Source organism: Streptococcus mitis, assembly GCF_008763935.1.
GTDB classification, from domain to species: Bacteria; Bacillota; Bacilli; order Lactobacillales; family Streptococcaceae; genus Streptococcus; species Streptococcus mitis_DB.
The window spans coordinates 67150-80967 of the sequence record NZ_VTQF01000004.1 but is presented as its reverse complement, the minus strand read 5'-3'; the positions used below and the strand labels follow the sequence as shown (position 1 = coordinate 80967).

Annotated in this window: 17 protein-coding genes and 1 pseudogene; 14 read left to right on the top strand and 4 right to left on the bottom strand. The window is 43.2% G+C overall.

Annotated elements, in window-relative coordinates; genetic code table 11:
- Positions 1-224: 224 nt before the first annotated feature.
- The 14 genes and pseudogenes from F9B91_RS07595 to yidD all read left to right on the top strand — a co-directional run bounded on the left by F9B91_RS07595 (position 225) and on the right by yidD (position 9886).
- On the top strand, positions 225-1202 hold the full coding sequence (locus F9B91_RS07595; protein ID WP_150922883.1) for an ABC transporter substrate-binding protein: 978 nt from the start codon (positions 225-227) through the stop codon (positions 1200-1202).
- 11 nt (positions 1203-1213) lie between these two features.
- A complete protein-coding gene (locus tag F9B91_RS07590) occupies positions 1214-2107 on the top strand; it encodes an ABC transporter permease (protein ID WP_000011439.1) in 894 nt (297 codons plus the stop codon).
- A 12-nt stretch (positions 2108-2119) separates the two neighbouring features.
- The gene (locus F9B91_RS07585) at positions 2120-2923 is read left to right on the top strand and encodes an ABC transporter ATP-binding protein (RefSeq protein ID WP_000157661.1); all 804 of its coding nucleotides are present in this window, start codon (positions 2120-2122) and stop codon (positions 2921-2923) included.
- Between the two features lie 69 nt (positions 2924-2992).
- Positions 2993-3580: pseudogene (locus F9B91_RS07580) on the top strand (alpha-glucosidase C-terminal domain-containing protein); the annotation flags it as partial.
- Between the two features lie 141 nt (positions 3581-3721).
- Positions 3722-3970: a YneF family protein gene (locus F9B91_RS07575; RefSeq protein ID WP_000364990.1), complete on the top strand. Its 249-nt coding sequence runs from the start codon at positions 3722-3724 to the stop codon at positions 3968-3970.
- 200 nt (positions 3971-4170) lie between these two features.
- Complete coding sequence (racE, locus tag F9B91_RS07570; protein ID WP_000370376.1) at positions 4171-4965, top strand: glutamate racemase; 795 nt, start codon at positions 4171-4173, stop codon at positions 4963-4965.
- On the top strand, positions 4962-5933 hold the full coding sequence (locus F9B91_RS07565) for a nucleoside-triphosphate diphosphatase (RefSeq protein ID WP_000182403.1): 972 nt from the start codon (positions 4962-4964) through the stop codon (positions 5931-5933). Before racE ends, F9B91_RS07565 begins: the two co-directional genes overlap by 4 nt.
- Positions 5909-6430: a metallophosphoesterase gene (locus F9B91_RS07560; protein WP_001118952.1), complete on the top strand. Its 522-nt coding sequence runs from the start codon at positions 5909-5911 to the stop codon at positions 6428-6430. The genes F9B91_RS07565 and F9B91_RS07560 overlap by 25 nt, the downstream gene beginning before the upstream one ends.
- A complete protein-coding gene (gene cbpB, locus F9B91_RS07555; RefSeq protein ID WP_150922881.1) occupies positions 6427-6888 on the top strand; it encodes a cyclic-di-AMP-binding protein CbpB in 462 nt (153 codons plus the stop codon). Before F9B91_RS07560 ends, cbpB begins: the two co-directional genes overlap by 4 nt.
- Positions 6885-7619 (top strand): site-specific tyrosine recombinase XerD, encoded by a 735-nt coding sequence (xerD, locus tag F9B91_RS07550; protein WP_306461087.1) that lies wholly within the window; start codon positions 6885-6887, stop codon positions 7617-7619. Before cbpB ends, xerD begins: the two co-directional genes overlap by 4 nt.
- Positions 7619-8347: a segregation/condensation protein A gene (locus tag F9B91_RS07545; protein WP_049510484.1), complete on the top strand. Its 729-nt coding sequence runs from the start codon at positions 7619-7621 to the stop codon at positions 8345-8347. Before xerD ends, F9B91_RS07545 begins: the two co-directional genes overlap by 1 nt.
- Positions 8348-8365: 18 nt before the next feature.
- Positions 8366-8935, top strand: a complete 570-nt coding sequence (gene scpB, locus F9B91_RS07540) for an SMC-Scp complex subunit ScpB (protein ID WP_049543749.1) — start codon at positions 8366-8368, stop codon at positions 8933-8935.
- Complete coding sequence (locus F9B91_RS07535; protein ID WP_001222228.1) at positions 8922-9644, top strand: pseudouridine synthase; 723 nt, start codon at positions 8922-8924, stop codon at positions 9642-9644. The genes scpB and F9B91_RS07535 overlap by 14 nt, the downstream gene beginning before the upstream one ends.
- Positions 9644-9886, top strand: a complete 243-nt coding sequence (gene yidD / locus F9B91_RS07530; protein WP_000821624.1) for a membrane protein insertion efficiency factor YidD — start codon at positions 9644-9646, stop codon at positions 9884-9886. Before F9B91_RS07535 ends, yidD begins: the two co-directional genes overlap by 1 nt.
- A gap of 109 nt (positions 9887-9995) precedes the next feature.
- Here yidD and F9B91_RS07525 read toward each other — a convergent pair whose 3' ends face one another.
- The 4 genes from F9B91_RS07525 to F9B91_RS07510 form a co-directional block, all read right to left on the bottom strand.
- Entirely contained in the window at positions 9996-10961 is a 966-nt protein-coding gene (locus F9B91_RS07525; protein ID WP_150922879.1) for a siderophore ABC transporter substrate-binding protein, read from the bottom strand.
- Between the two features lie 95 nt (positions 10962-11056).
- Positions 11057-11809: an ABC transporter ATP-binding protein gene (locus F9B91_RS07520; protein ID WP_150922878.1), complete on the bottom strand. Its 753-nt coding sequence runs from the start codon at positions 11807-11809 to the stop codon at positions 11057-11059.
- The gene (locus tag F9B91_RS07515) at positions 11806-12762 is read right to left on the bottom strand and encodes an iron chelate uptake ABC transporter family permease subunit (protein ID WP_084887523.1); all 957 of its coding nucleotides are present in this window, start codon (positions 12760-12762) and stop codon (positions 11806-11808) included. Before F9B91_RS07515 ends, F9B91_RS07520 begins: the two co-directional genes overlap by 4 nt.
- The gene (locus F9B91_RS07510; protein WP_191962431.1) at positions 12752-13711 is read right to left on the bottom strand and encodes an ABC transporter permease; all 960 of its coding nucleotides are present in this window, start codon (positions 13709-13711) and stop codon (positions 12752-12754) included. The genes F9B91_RS07515 and F9B91_RS07510 overlap by 11 nt, the downstream gene beginning before the upstream one ends.
- Positions 13712-13818: the final 107 nt, after the last annotated feature.

The window sequence follows — 13818 nt, the reverse complement described above, 5'->3', positions numbered from 1 at the left end:
TTACTTTAGCTACTTTAGATAGTGTTTGTAGACATGTCACCATGGATGCAAACAGTTCAAGCAATTTGTTTGTATCTATGTGGCTAAGATTTTTGATTGTGGTCCATATAGATGAATATCTAAATGGACTAGCAAAGTTATAACTTGTTAGATTATTTCAAGCATCCGTTTAGATAGTATCTAGGCGGTTTTTTGTTTTATCTTTTCTGAGAAGGAGTTTCATTATGAAAGTTGTTCGAAAATTACTAGCACCCCTCTTGGTAGTGGGGATTCTCTTGACCTCTCTGATCAGTTTGCATCAGTTGAAGGCAGATAAGAAAAAAGATGTGTTTCGTATCGGTATTTCGCAATTTATTACTCACCAGTCCCTAGACGCTACTAGAGAAGGTTTTGTGGATGAGCTGGCTAAACAAGGCTATGTTGAGGGGAAAAATATTGAGATAGATTTGCAAAATGCACAAGGAGAACAAAGAAATCTAAAAACTATTTCCCAGCAACTAGCAGAATCTAGTGATGTCGTTCTAGCTATCGCAACGCCTTCTGCTCAGAGCTTGGCCAATACAACACAAACGACACCGGTTGTCTTTTCAGCTGTAACAGATCCTGTCAGTGCCAAGTTGGTTGAGTCAAGAGAACATCCTGGGGGCAATGTAACTGGGACAAGTGATCAGTCATCAGATGCTATCTCAACCCAAATCAATTTGATAAAGAAAGTGTTGCCAAAAGCTAAAACAATTGGAATCCTCTATACTCAGAGCGAGCCAAACTCAGTTGTCCAAAAGGATGAAGCTAAGCGACTTCTGGAAGAAAAAGGCTTTACCGTTGTTGAAAAAACAATCTTGGACAGTAACAATGTCAAGGCGGCAGCAGAGAGTTTGATGGCAGAAGTGGATATGGTTTTTGTACCAACGGACAATATCATTTCGTCAACCATGGAAACAGTTAAGCAGGTTTCTATTAAACACAAGGTTCCAGTATTCGGTGGCTCAACGGAAATGATTGCGGTTGGTGGTTTGTATAACTACGGTACCAATTATGAAGAATTGGGACGGCAGACAGCCCGCATGTTGATTCGTGTCTTAAAAGGTGAGAAACCAGAAAATATAGCAGTTGAGTTGCCTGAAAAACTGGAATTGCATACCAATCAAGAAATGGCAGATGCACTAGGAATTGATATTAGTAAGTTGGAAAGCAAGGAATAGGGAGGTTTAAGATGAGTTTTGTATTATCTAGTTTATCAGAAGGTTTGTTGTGGTCGATTATGGCCATTGGAGTTTACTTGACTTTCCGTATTTTGGATATTGCGGATATGACTGCTGAAGGAGCCTTTCCTTTGGGGGCAGCTGTCGTTGTATCGCAGATACAGGCAGGGACAAATCCTTGGATTGCGACCTTACTTGCTTTGCTGGCAGGTATGGTAGCTGGTCTTGTATCAGGAATGCTCCACACCAAGATGAAAATCCCAGCTCTCTTGACAGGGATTGTGACCTTGACAGGGCTTTATTCAATCAATATTAAAATCATGGGCAGTGTGCCCAACCTTTCCTTGGGAGATTCTTCAACTGTCTTTAAACAATTGGCGAGCTTGGGGCTGACAAATGAAGAAGCTGTTTTCTCATTCAGTTTGGCCTGTCTCCTACTTGTTTGTTTGGTCTTGACTCTTTTGATGAAAACGGAGATTGGCTTGGTCTTGCGTTCGACTGGGGACAATATTCCGATGAGTGAGGCTAATGGGGTCAATGTAGACACCATGAAGATTGTTGGTTACATGATTTCAAATGGTTTGATTGCCCTGTGTGGTTCCTTGTTCGCTCAAAATGATGGATTTTCAGACGTAACCTCTGGGACAGGAACCATCGTTGTTGGTTTGAGTGCAGTTATTATTGCAGAAGTTTTGATACACGACTTGACCATTGGAGGTCGCTTGTTATCTATCGGAATCGGTGCCATTGTTTACCGTTTGATTATTTTAAATATCTATGAAATTCCAAATCTAGATCAAAACCTGGTACGTCTCTTTAATGCAATCTTGCTAGCCTTAGTGTTATTTGCACCAGAACTGCAAAAGAGATTAAAGATTCGTGGTTTGAAACTGAGAAATGAATAGGAGGAGAAAGTTATGGCAAGTTTGTTAACACTTGAAAATATTCACAAAACCTTTGAAGCAGGGACGGTCAATGAGAACCATGTCCTCAAAGGATTAGATTTAGAAGTTGAAGAGGGAGATTTTATCTCTGTGATTGGTGGAAATGGAGCAGGCAAATCCACTTTGATGAATATCTTAGCTGGTAATCTATCTGTGGACGAAGGGGACCTTTTATTGGCAGGCAAATCCATTAAAAATCTGAGTGTAAGAAAGAGAGCCAAGGATATCGCCCGTGTTTTTCAAGATCCTAAGATGGGAACAGCTTCTCGTTTGACGATTGAGGAGAATATGGCTATTGCTTTGAGACGCGGGCAGAAGAGAGGGCTTGGTTGGGGCGTGAAGGAGAAGGATAGAATCCAGTTCCAAGAGGCTTTGAAAGAGTTGAATATTGGTCTTGAAAACCGCTTAAAAGTGGATACTCAATACCTCTCAGGAGGACAAAGACAGGCCTTGACCCTAGTCATGGCAGCTCTAGTGAAACCTAAACTCTTGCTTTTGGATGAACATACTGCGGCACTTGACCCGAAAACGAGTCAAATGGTGATGGATTTGACGCAAAAGATTGTGGAACACCATCAGTTGACGACTTTGATGATTACCCACGATATGAACCATGCGATTGAGTACGGAAATCGTCTTATTATGCTCTATCAGGGTAAGATAGTGGTGGATGTCAAGGGAGAGGAGAAAAAGCATCTGACGGTTGAAGATCTCATGCATCTCTTCCAGAAAAATAGTGGCCAAAGTCTAGTTAGTGATGAATTGGTTTTAGGATAAAGAAAAAGGCTGAGATCCAGTGTCTCAGTCTTTTATTTCTTACGCTTTGCAAAATCTACAAATAGAAATTCTCGTGGAACACCTTATATTTATATGGGCGAGGAAATCGGAATGGTTGACCCAGACTATGATTCCATGGCTGACTATGTGGATGTCGAGTCCATCAATGCCTATCAGATGCTCTTAGAAGAAGGGAAGAGTCAGGAAGAAGCCTTCCAGATTATTCAGGCTAAGTCGCGTGATAATTCACGAATTCCCATGCAGTGGGATGCTTCGGAAAATGCAGGATTTACAGTAGGGACACCTTGGCTCAAGGCAGGAAAATCCTCCCCTCACATCAATGTAGAAAATGAAATCCAAGGCCCGATTTTCACCTTCTACCAAGACTTGATTCGACTTCGTAAAGAAATGCCTATCATCTCAGAAGGAAGTTACAAACCAGCTTTTGAAGACAGTCAGCAAGTCTACGCTTTTGAACGCCAGCATGAGGATCAAAAGTTACTAGTGCTCAATAATTTTTATGCCACAGAAGTGGAAATCGACTTATCAGTAGCCTACCAAAATGGACGAATTTTGATTTCAAACTATGAAGATGCAGAAGTGTCTGAAAAAATTCTACTCAAACCTTATCAAACACTGGCTATCCATGTAAATTAAACTCAGTAAGGAGCCCTCTTTTGCAGAAAAGCAGGGTTCTTTTTGCTGTTTATTCCATCCCTGAAAGCGTAAAACAAACTAGTCAGGGTGGCTAGTTTGTGGTATAATGAAAGAGACTCAAAAAGAAACAGGAGAAATATAATGGATTTACTTTTAGCAATTGTATTGATTGTGCTAGCTTTTCTAGGAGGAGCTCTTGGAGGAATGTACTTGGTTCGTAAGCAAATCGAAAAAGAATTTGCTGATAACCCACGTTTGAATGCTGAAGCAGTTCGTACTCTTTTGAGTGCAAATGGTCAAAAACCAAGCGAAGCTAAGGTACAACAAGTTTACCACCAAATCATCCGCCAACAAAAAGCAGCCCTTGCTAACAATAAAAAGAAAAAATAAATAAGGAAAAGTCTGGGATGAAAGTTCCAGACTTCTCACTATGTTGGCTAAGGGTTTAGGGATGAGACTTTTTCCTTGCATTCTATTGATATTTGATTATGATTAAGAGAGGTAGTTGTTGATTAGGCTGTCATTCAGTTCATAAGGATCAATAATCATAATGAACTATCAATCAGAAAAAAGACTAGAAAGAAGACTGTATGGATAATCGACCAATTGGTTTTTTGGATTCGGGTGTCGGGGGCTTGACCGTTGTGCGCGAGCTTATGCGCCAACTTCCGCATGAAGAAATCGTCTATATTGGAGATTCGGCACGGGCGCCCTATGGTCCCCGTCCTGCTGAGCAAATTCGTGAATATACTTGGCAGTTGGTCAACTTTCTTTTGACCAAGGATGTCAAAATGATTGTCATTGCTTGTAATACTGCGACTGCCGTCGTCTGGGAAGAAATTAAGGCTCAACTAGATATTCCTGTCCTGGGTGTTATTTTGCCAGGAGCTTCGGCAGCTATCAAGTCCAGCCAAGGTGGGAAAATCGGAGTGATTGGAACGCCTATGACGGTACAATCAGATATCTACCGCCAGAAAATCCATGATCTGGATCCGGACTTACAGGTGGAGAGCTTGGCCTGTCCCAAGTTTGCTCCCTTGGTTGAGTCAGGTGCCCTGTCAACCAGTGTCACCAAGAAAGTAGTCTATGAAACCCTGCGTCCCTTGGTTGGAAAGGTAGATAGCCTGATTTTGGGCTGTACCCATTACCCGCTTCTTAGACCAATTATTCAAAATGTCATGGGACCCAAGGTTCAGCTCATCGATAGTGGGGCAGAGTGCGTACGGGATATCTCAGTCTTACTTAATTATTTTGAAATCAATCGTGGTCGCGATGCCGGACCACTCCATCACCGTTTTTACACAACAGCCAGCAGCCAAAGTTTTGCACAAATTGGTGAAGAATGGCTTGAAAAAGAGATTCATGTGGAGCATGTAGAATTATGACAAATAAAATTTATGAATACAAGGATGACCAGGACTGGTATGTCGGGTCCTATGCTATTTTTGGTGGCGTCCGGACGTTGACTGATGAAGACTTGGATTTCCCTCTGGTTGGATTGGCCAAAATCTTTCGAGACGAGGAACGAGGTTTCCCGATTTCAGTTGCTGTTTTACGCTATGGTTCTCGCTACCGTTTATTGTCTTTTGTGGTAGATATCCTCAACCAAGAAATGGGACGTAACTTGGAAGTCATTCAACGTCAAGGGGCCCTGCTCTTGGTTGAAAATGGGCAACTCTTGTATGTGGAATTGCCTAAAGAAGGGGTCAATGTTCACGACTTCTTTGAGACAAACAAGGTTAGAGAAACCTTGTTGATTGCGACTCGTAACGAGGGCAAGACCAAGGAATTTCGAGCTATCTTTGACAAGTTAGGATACGATGTGGAAAATCTTAATGACTATCCTGACTTACCTGAAGTAGCAGAAACAGGCATGACCTTCGAAGAAAACGCCCGCCTCAAGGCAGAAACTATTTCTCAATTAACGGGCAAGATGGTTTTGGCAGATGACTCAGGTCTCAAAGTCGATGTCCTTGGTGGCTTGCCAGGTGTCTGGTCAGCTCGTTTCGCAGGTGTGGGAGCTACTGACCGTGAAAACAATGCCAAACTCTTGCACGAATTGGCCATGGTCTTTGAACTCAAGGACCGCTCGGCTCAATTCCATACAACCCTAGTCGTGGCCAGTCCAAACAAGGAAAGCTTGGTTGTTGAAGCTGACTGGCCAGGCTATATTAACTTTGAACCTAAGGGTGAAAATGGATTTGGTTACGATCCTCTCTTCCTGGTAGGAGAGACAGGCAAGTCCTCAGCTGAATTAACCCTTGAAGAAAAAAATAGTCAATCTCACCGTGCCTTAGCCGTTAAGAAACTTTTGGAGGTATTTCCATCATGGCAAAGCAAACCATCATTGTAATGAGCGATTCTCATGGCGATAGCTTGATTGTGGAAGAAATCCGTGATCGCTATGTAGGCAAAGTTGATGCCGTTTTTCATAACGGCGATTCTGAACTGCGTCCTGATTCTCCCCTTTGGGAAGGCATCCGTGTTGTTAAAGGGAATATGGACTTCTATGCAGGTTACCCAGAACGTTTGGTGACTGAGCTTGGTTCGACCAAGATTATCCAAACCCATGGTCACTTGTTTGACATTAATTTCAATTTTCAAAAGTTGGACTACTGGGCTCAGGAGGAAGAGGCCGATATCTGCCTCTATGGTCACTTGCATGTGCCAAGTGCTTGGATGGAAGGCAAGACTCTTTTTCTAAATCCAGGTTCCATCAGTCAACCACGTGGGACCATCAGAGAATGTCTCTATGCTCGTGTGGAGATTGATGACAGTTATTTCAAAGTGGACTTTTTGACACGAGACCATGAGGTGTATCCGGGCTTGTCCAAGGAGTTTAGCCGATGATTGCCAAGGAGTTTGAGACTTTCTTGTTGGGGCAAGAAGAAACTTTTTTGACTCCTGCTAAAAATCTAGCCGTGTTGATTGATACCCACAATGCGGATCATGCGACCCTCTTGCTTAGTCAGATGACCTATACCCGTGTTCCCGTTGTGACAGATGAAAAACAGTTTGTTGGAACGATTGGGCTCAGAGATATTATGGCTTATCAGATGGAGCATGACTTGAGTCAAGAAATCATGGCAGATACGGATATTGTTCATATGACAAAAACGAACGTAGCGGTTGTTTCGCCTGATTTTACCATTACAGAGGTCTTGCACAAGCTGGTAGATGAGTCCTTCTTACCTGTTGTGGATGCGTCAGGGATTTTCCAAGGGATTATCACGCGCAAGTCTATCCTCAAGGCTGTCAATGCTCTCTTGCATGACTTTAGTAAGGAATATGAGATTCGATGCAAATGAGAGACAGGATTTCAGCCTTTTTAGAGGAAAAGCAGGGTCTGTCTGCCAATTCCAAGCAGTCCTATAAGTATGATTTGGAGCAATTTTTAGACATTGTAGGCGAGCGGATTTCTGAGACTAGTCTCAAGATTTACCAAGCCCAGCTAGCCAATCTAAAGATCAGCGCCCAGAAACGAAAGATTTCGGCCTGTAACCAATTTCTCTACTTTCTCTATCAAAAAGGAGAAGTGGATAGCTTTTATCGTTTGGAATTAGCCAAACAAGCTGAAAAGAAGACGGCAAAACCAGAGCTGTTAAACCTAGACTCTTTTTGGCAAGAAAGTGACTATGCAGAGGGTCGCTTGCTAGCGCTCTTAATCCTAGAAATGGGGCTCTTACCGAGTGAGATTTTAGCCCTTAAGGTTGCAGACATCAATCTGGACTTTCAGGTGTTGCGAATCAAGAAGGCTTTCCAACAGAGGATTGTCACCATTCCCACGACCTTGCTTTCAGAATTGGAACCCTTGATGGGCCAGACCTATCTCTTTGAAAGGAGAGGGAAAGCCTATTCTCGTCAGTGGGCCTTTCGTCAGCTAGAATCCTTTGTCAAGGAGAAAGGTTTTCCAGCCTTATCAGCTCAAGCCCTACGAGAACAGTTCATTCTAAGACAAATAGAAAACAAGGTCGATTTGTACGAAATTGCAAAAAAATTAGGATTAAAAACAGTCCTGACCTTAGAAAAATATAGATAATGGATATTAAATTAAAAGATTTTGAAGGGCCCCTGGACTTGCTTTTGCACCTGGTTTCTAAGTACCAGATGGATATCTACGATGTGCCCATCACAGAAGTCATCGAACAGTATCTAGCTTATGTCTCAACCCTGCAGGCCATGCGTCTGGAAGTGACGGGCGAGTACATGGTCATGGCCAGTCAGCTCATGCTGATCAAGAGCCGCAAGCTTCTTCCGAAGGTGGCAGAAGTGACAGACTTGGAGGATGACCTGGAGCAGGATCTTCTCTCTCAAATCGAAGAATACCGCAAGTTCAAGCTCTTGGGTGAACACTTGGAAGCCAAGCACCAAGAACGGGCCCAGCACTATTCCAAAGCGCCGACAGAGTTGATTTACGAAGATGCGGAGCTTGTGCATGACAAGACGACCATTGACCTCTTTTTGGCTTTTTCAAATATCCTAGCCAAGAAAAAAGAGGAGTTTGCACAGAATCACACGACTATCTTGCGGGATGAGTATAAGATTGAGGACATGATGGTTATCGTGAAAGAGTCCTTGACTGGACGAGATCAATTGCGCTTGCAGGATTTGTTTAAGGAAGCCCAGAATCTCCAAGAGGTCATCACCCTCTTTTTGGCAACCCTAGAGTTAATCAAAACCCAGGAGCTGATTCTTGTGCAAGAGGAAAGTTTCGGAGATATTTATCTCATGGAAAAGAAGGAAGAAAGTCAAGTGGCCCAAAGCTAGACTTGATAGAGAGGAAAGATGAGTACTTTAGCAAAAATAGAAGCGCTCTTGTTTGTAGCGGGTGAAGATGGGATTAGAGTCCGCCAGTTAGCTGAACTCCTCTCTCTGCCACCGACAGGCATCCAACAGAGTTTAGAAAAATTAGCCCAGAAGTATGAAAAGGACCCAGATTCCAGTTTGGCTCTGATTGAGACAGGGGGCGCTTATAGATTGGTGACCAAGCCTCAATTTGCAGCGGTTTTGAAAGAATACTCAAAGGCACCTATCAACCAGAGTTTATCTCGGGCTGCCCTTGAGACCTTGTCCATCATTGCCTACAAACAGCCTATCACACGGATAGAGATTGATGCCATCCGTGGGGTCAACTCGAGTGGGGCCTTGGCAAAGTTGCAGGCCTTTGACTTGATACGAGAAGACGGGAAAAAAGAAGTGTTGGGACGCCCCAACCTCTATGTGACTACGGATTATTTCCTAGATTACATGGGGATAAATCATTTGGAAGAATTACCAGTGATTGATGAGCTTGAGATTCAAGCCCAAGAAAGCCAATTATTTGGTGAAAGGATAGAAGAAGATGAGAATCAATAAGTATATTGCCCACGCAGGTGTGGCCAGTAGGAGAAAAGCAGAAGAGCTGATTAAGCAAGGTTTGGTGACGGTTAACGGCCAAGTGGTACGTGAACTAGCAACCACCATCAAGTCAGGCGACAAAGTCGAAGTTGAAGGTCAACCTATCTACAATGAAGAAAAGGTCTACTATCTGCTTAACAAACCACGCGGTGTCATTTCCAGTGTGACAGATGACAAGGGCCGCAAGACTGTTGTTGACCTCTTGCCCAACGTGAAAGAGCGTATCTACCCTGTAGGTCGTTTGGACTGGGATACATCAGGAGTCTTGATTTTGACCAATGACGGGGATTTTACAGACGAGATGATTCACCCACGTAATGAGATTGACAAGGTTTATGTCGCGCGTGTTAAAGGTGTGGCCAATAAGGATAATCTCCGCCCCTTGACCCGTGGACTTGAGATTGATGGTAAGAAAACCAAGCCGGCTGTCTATGAGATTCTCAAAGTGGATCCAGTCAAAAACCGCTCTGTGGTGCAGTTGACTATCCATGAAGGGCGTAACCACCAGGTTAAAAAGATGTTTGAAGCTGTCGGTCTCCAAGTAGATAAGTTATCACGGACTCGTTTCGGACATCTAGACTTGACAGGACTTCGTCCGGGAGAATCTCGTCGCCTTAATAAAAAAGAAATCAGCCAACTACATACCATGGCTGTAACCAAGAAATAATGAAACGAATCTTAATAGCGCCTGTGCGCTTTTACCAACGGTTTATCTCGCCAGCCTTTCCCCCCTCTTGTCGTTTTGAGCCTACCTGCTCAAACTATATGATTCAGGCTATTGAAAAACATGGCTTCAAGGGTGTTTTGATGGGCTTGGCTCGGATTTTACGTTGCCATCCCTGGTCGAAAACAGGTAAGGACCCCGTCCCAGACCACTTTTCACTCAAACGGAATCAAGAAGAAAAATGAGGCTGGGCAAAAATATTTTAGTGAAATGATAAAAACGCATCCTATCAGGTTTGAGTGTACTGATAGGATGCGTTTTATCATGTAAAGATGTGATTGAGTTTGAAGTTGCTTATTTCAAAGCTTTTTGTGCGTCTTCAATCATGAGTTTTGTTGATTCAAGTCCGCCTCCACTTAGATACCAGAGGTCTGGTGTTAGTTGGATAATTTTACCATTTTTAGCTGCAGGTGTTTCAGCAATGAGGGCATTTTCTAGGACGCCATCGTTGCTTGAGTTGTCACCACCGATAGCAAGGGTACGGTTGATGACAAAGAGGATGTCAGGATTGATTTCTTTGACACTTTCAAAGCTGACTTCTTGTCCGTGGCGAGAATCTTCAAATTGAGTATCAGTTGGCTTGAATTTCAAAGTTTGATACAAGAAAGAGAAACGAGATTGGGCACCAAAGGCAGCCATTTTTCCTTCGTTGAGGAGGATAGCCAGGGCTTTTTTGTCAGAACTTTCGTTTTTAGTAGCGACTTCTTGGATACTCTTGTCTAGCTTGGCCAATTCTTCCTTGGCTTTCTGTGTGCCAGTTTCACCAAAGGCGCCTGCTAAGGATTCAATGTTGGTCTTAGTAGAAGTCCAGTAGTCGTCCTTGCTTGCTTGGAAGAGAACAGTCGGAGCGATTTCTTTGAATTTATCAACAAATTTTTGGGTACGTGGTGAAGCGATAATCAAATCTGGTTCAAGAGCAGCAATGGCTTCTAGGTCTGGCTCAACCATAGAACCAACATTTTTAACTTTTCCAGCTAGGTCTTTTAGGTAAGCCGGAACAGTTTTTGTAGGCATTCCCACGATATTCTTTTCAAAACCTAAAGCGCGAATAGTATCCGCAGCACCGAGGTCAAAGGTCACAATCTTTTCAGGGACTTTTGAAAGTGTGACTACACCTAGTGAACTTTTAATGGTTACCTCTGTTGGAGCAGAGCTACTTGTCTCCGACTGGCTGGTACTTGAGTTTGTACTACATGCACCAAGTAGGAGCAAGAAGCTGGCCGCTAGGGCAGTGAGATAAAATTTAAGGGATGTTTTCATGATTTCTCCTTTTTAAAATATGATAACGATGTAGGGAGTCTCTAGGTTTTATTGACTAAGAGACAAAATTTCTTCTAACTCGAGTTTCTGAGTTGCTAGCTATAGATACAGATCTTTTTGCCATTGATGTCAGCCAGCGTGATGGGAATCTCATATAGTTGACTGAGCAGGTCAGACTGCATGATTTGATTGGTTGTTCCCTTGCTAAAGACTTGACCGTCCTTGAAGGCGACAATTTCATCTGCATACTGACTGGCCATGTTGATATCGTGGAGGACGATGATAATGGTCTTGCCGAGTTCCTCCACCAGTCGCTTGAGAATCTGCATCATACTAACACTTTGCTTGATATCGAGATTGTTGAGTGGTTCGTCTAGCAAGATAAAGTCTGTATCCTGGGCCAGTACCATAGCGATAAAGACTCGCTGGAGTTGTCCCCCAGACAGGCTATCGATGTAGCGGTCTTTTAAGTTGGTCAGTTCCAGATAGTCCAGAGTTTCTCGGATTTTTTCCCAATCTTCTGGTCTCAGTCGACCTCGGCTGTAGGGAAAACGTCCAAAACTGACCAGTTCTTCAACCGTCAATTTGGCTTGGTAATTAATCTTCTGCTTTAGGATGGTTAGTTCTTGGGCCAGTTCTTGCGAATTCCAACTCTCGATTTCACGACCTTTGATACTGAGAATCCCCTGATCCTTCTTGGTCAGTCTGCTCATGATAGAGAGGAGAGTTGATTTTCCAGCACCATTTGGACCAATAAAGGCAGTCAGTTTCTGAGGGCTGACTTCAAGCGTAATACCTTGCAAAATATCCTGTTTTTGAATGGATTTGTCAATGTTTTCCAGTTTCACCGACGCGCCCTCCTGTATAGTAAGATAAAGAATAGGAGCCCCCCTACACTCTCGATAATCATGCTGATGCGAATTTCCAGTGCAAAGACTCGTTCAATCAGGGCCTGCCCCAAGGTCAAGCTAATAAATCCAACCAGAATGGCTACGATAAAGAGTAACTTGTGCCGATAGTCTTTGACAATCAGGTAGGTGAGGTTAGCCAGCATAAAGCCGAAGAAGGCCATAGGCCCTACCAGGGCAGTGGCCGTTGAGGTCAAAAGCACGATGCCCCAGAGGAGTTCTTTCTGTTCTTTTTCAACATCGAGTCCCAATATCTGAGCCGTTTCTCTTTGCAGGTGCAAGACATCCAAAATGACTGCTTTTCGAAAGAAAGAGATCGTCAAAGCGAGGATGATCAGAGAACCGATGGCTAGGATGGAAGTGTTGAGATGTTGAAAGGAGGCAAAGAGACTGTTCTGCAATTTATCGTATTCATTTGGATCCATCAGGACCTGAAGGAAGGTACTGATATTTCGAAAGAGACTTCCGAGTGCTAGACAGATCAACAGGATGAAGACCAGGTCTTGTTTCATCAGTGTCTTCAAGTAACCTTGTAAGGCAAGAAAGAAGAGGGATTGGACGAGAAGTAAGATTAGGAATTCTAAGATGGGAGACTTCCCGAGTTGAAGAAATTTGCTTTCAAAAACCAGTAGTAGAGTTTGTAGTAGGACGTAGAAGGATTCGATTCCTAAAATACTTGGCGTCAGGAAACGATTTTCCGTCAGGGTTTGAAAACTAATGGTCGAAATCCCAGTCGCGATAGCTACCAAGAGATAAACGATGATCTTTTGGGAACGCAACTTCCAAGCAAAGACAGATAGGTGAGTAATGGGCCAAAAGTAGAGAAGGCAAGCTCCGATGGCCAGAATAATGAGAAGACCGAAGAGTTTGGTATGTTTGCTTTTAAACTGCATCTTTTCGTCCCCCTCTCCATAGAAGTAGGATAAAGACGAGGCTACCAATGATTCCTAGTAGAAGACTGACAGACAGCTCATAGGGCCGAATCAGAACTCGGGAAAGGATATCGCAGGCCAAAACTAGATTGGCACCGACCAGTGCTAAGATGAGTTTGGTATGACTTAGATTATCTCCATAGCGCTTGCGAACAAGATTGGGAACAATAACTCCGAGAAATGGTAAGCCACCCACGGTAATCATGGTGACACTAGTTGTTAGCGCCACCAGAAAGAGGGCCAGTTTTTCAAGTAGAGAGTAAGAAATCCCCAAACTTTCACTGGTTTCTTTTCCTAGATTCATGATGGTAAAAGTTTGGGATAATTTCCAAACGGCTATCAGGATAATGAGCCCTAAGAAAAGCCATTCATACTGATGAGTCTGAATCATGGAGAAGGAGCCCTGGGTCCAAGCTGTCATACTCTGAACCAGATTGAAACGGTAGGCGATAACTTCTGTCACAGAACCGATAATTCCACTATAGATGATCCCAATCAGAGGCAACATCCACCTTTCCTTTATAGTAAAAATGGTCATAAAGGCTAGGAAGAAGAGGGTGAATACGATGGATGAAACAAAAGCAAAGAGCATCTTTTGGGTCAGACTAGCCGACGGAAAGACAAAGAGGCTCAATACCATTCCCAGTTTGGCGGCTTCAGTCGTTCCAACTGTACTCGGAGCAGCAAACTGATTTTGGGTAATAGTCTGCATGAGGAGTCCTGCCATACTCATACTAGAGGCGGTCAGGAGAATGCTAATGGTTCTTGGAAGACGAGACTCTTGAAAGAGAAGCCAGGTCTGCTGGTCGAAAGCAAAGAGTTTTCCCCATGAAAAATCACTGGTTCCAATGCTAATAGAGAGAAAGACTAGGAGTAGGAGTAAGCCAATTAAATAATGAGAAAGTTTCATACCCCATCCTTTCATGTTGATTTGGTACCGAAAGATACCTGCGGATATTACTGTAACACGATTTCTTTAATCTGTCAATAAATTTTCTGACAATTTAATGTAAAAAA

What these genes read in the sequence shown, in the direction of transcription:
- scpB (WP_049543749.1), top strand. Translation starts at nt 8,366, where the DNA reads ATGAGTACTTTAGCAAAAATAGAAGCGCTCTTGTTTGTAGCGGGTGAA.
- racE (WP_000370376.1), top strand. Translation starts at nt 4,171, where the DNA reads ATGGATAATCGACCAATTGGTTTTTTGGATTCGGGTGTCGGGGGCTTG.
- F9B91_RS07595 (WP_150922883.1), top strand. Translation starts at nt 225, where the DNA reads ATGAAAGTTGTTCGAAAATTACTAGCACCCCTCTTGGTAGTGGGGATT.
- F9B91_RS07565 (WP_000182403.1), top strand. Translation starts at nt 4,962, where the DNA reads ATGACAAATAAAATTTATGAATACAAGGATGACCAGGACTGGTATGTC.
- F9B91_RS07545 (WP_049510484.1), top strand. Translation starts at nt 7,619, where the DNA reads ATGGATATTAAATTAAAAGATTTTGAAGGGCCCCTGGACTTGCTTTTG.
- xerD (WP_306461087.1), top strand. Translation starts at nt 6,885, where the DNA reads ATGAGAGACAGGATTTCAGCCTTTTTAGAGGAAAAGCAGGGTCTGTCT.
- F9B91_RS07590 (WP_000011439.1), top strand. Translation starts at nt 1,214, where the DNA reads ATGAGTTTTGTATTATCTAGTTTATCAGAAGGTTTGTTGTGGTCGATT.
- F9B91_RS07525 (WP_150922879.1), bottom strand. Translation starts at nt 10,961, where the DNA reads ATGAAAACATCCCTTAAATTTTATCTCACTGCCCTAGCGGCCAGCTTC.
- yidD (WP_000821624.1), top strand. Translation starts at nt 9,644, where the DNA reads ATGAAACGAATCTTAATAGCGCCTGTGCGCTTTTACCAACGGTTTATC.
- F9B91_RS07510 (WP_191962431.1), bottom strand. Translation starts at nt 13,711, where the DNA reads ATGAAACTTTCTCATTATTTAATTGGCTTACTCCTACTCCTAGTCTTT.
- F9B91_RS07535 (WP_001222228.1), top strand. Translation starts at nt 8,922, where the DNA reads ATGAGAATCAATAAGTATATTGCCCACGCAGGTGTGGCCAGTAGGAGA.
- F9B91_RS07575 (WP_000364990.1), top strand. Translation starts at nt 3,722, where the DNA reads ATGGATTTACTTTTAGCAATTGTATTGATTGTGCTAGCTTTTCTAGGA.
- F9B91_RS07515 (WP_084887523.1), bottom strand. Translation starts at nt 12,762, where the DNA reads ATGCAGTTTAAAAGCAAACATACCAAACTCTTCGGTCTTCTCATTATT.
- F9B91_RS07560 (WP_001118952.1), top strand. Translation starts at nt 5,909, where the DNA reads ATGGCAAAGCAAACCATCATTGTAATGAGCGATTCTCATGGCGATAGC.
- cbpB (WP_150922881.1), top strand. Translation starts at nt 6,427, where the DNA reads ATGATTGCCAAGGAGTTTGAGACTTTCTTGTTGGGGCAAGAAGAAACT.
- F9B91_RS07585 (WP_000157661.1), top strand. Translation starts at nt 2,120, where the DNA reads ATGGCAAGTTTGTTAACACTTGAAAATATTCACAAAACCTTTGAAGCA.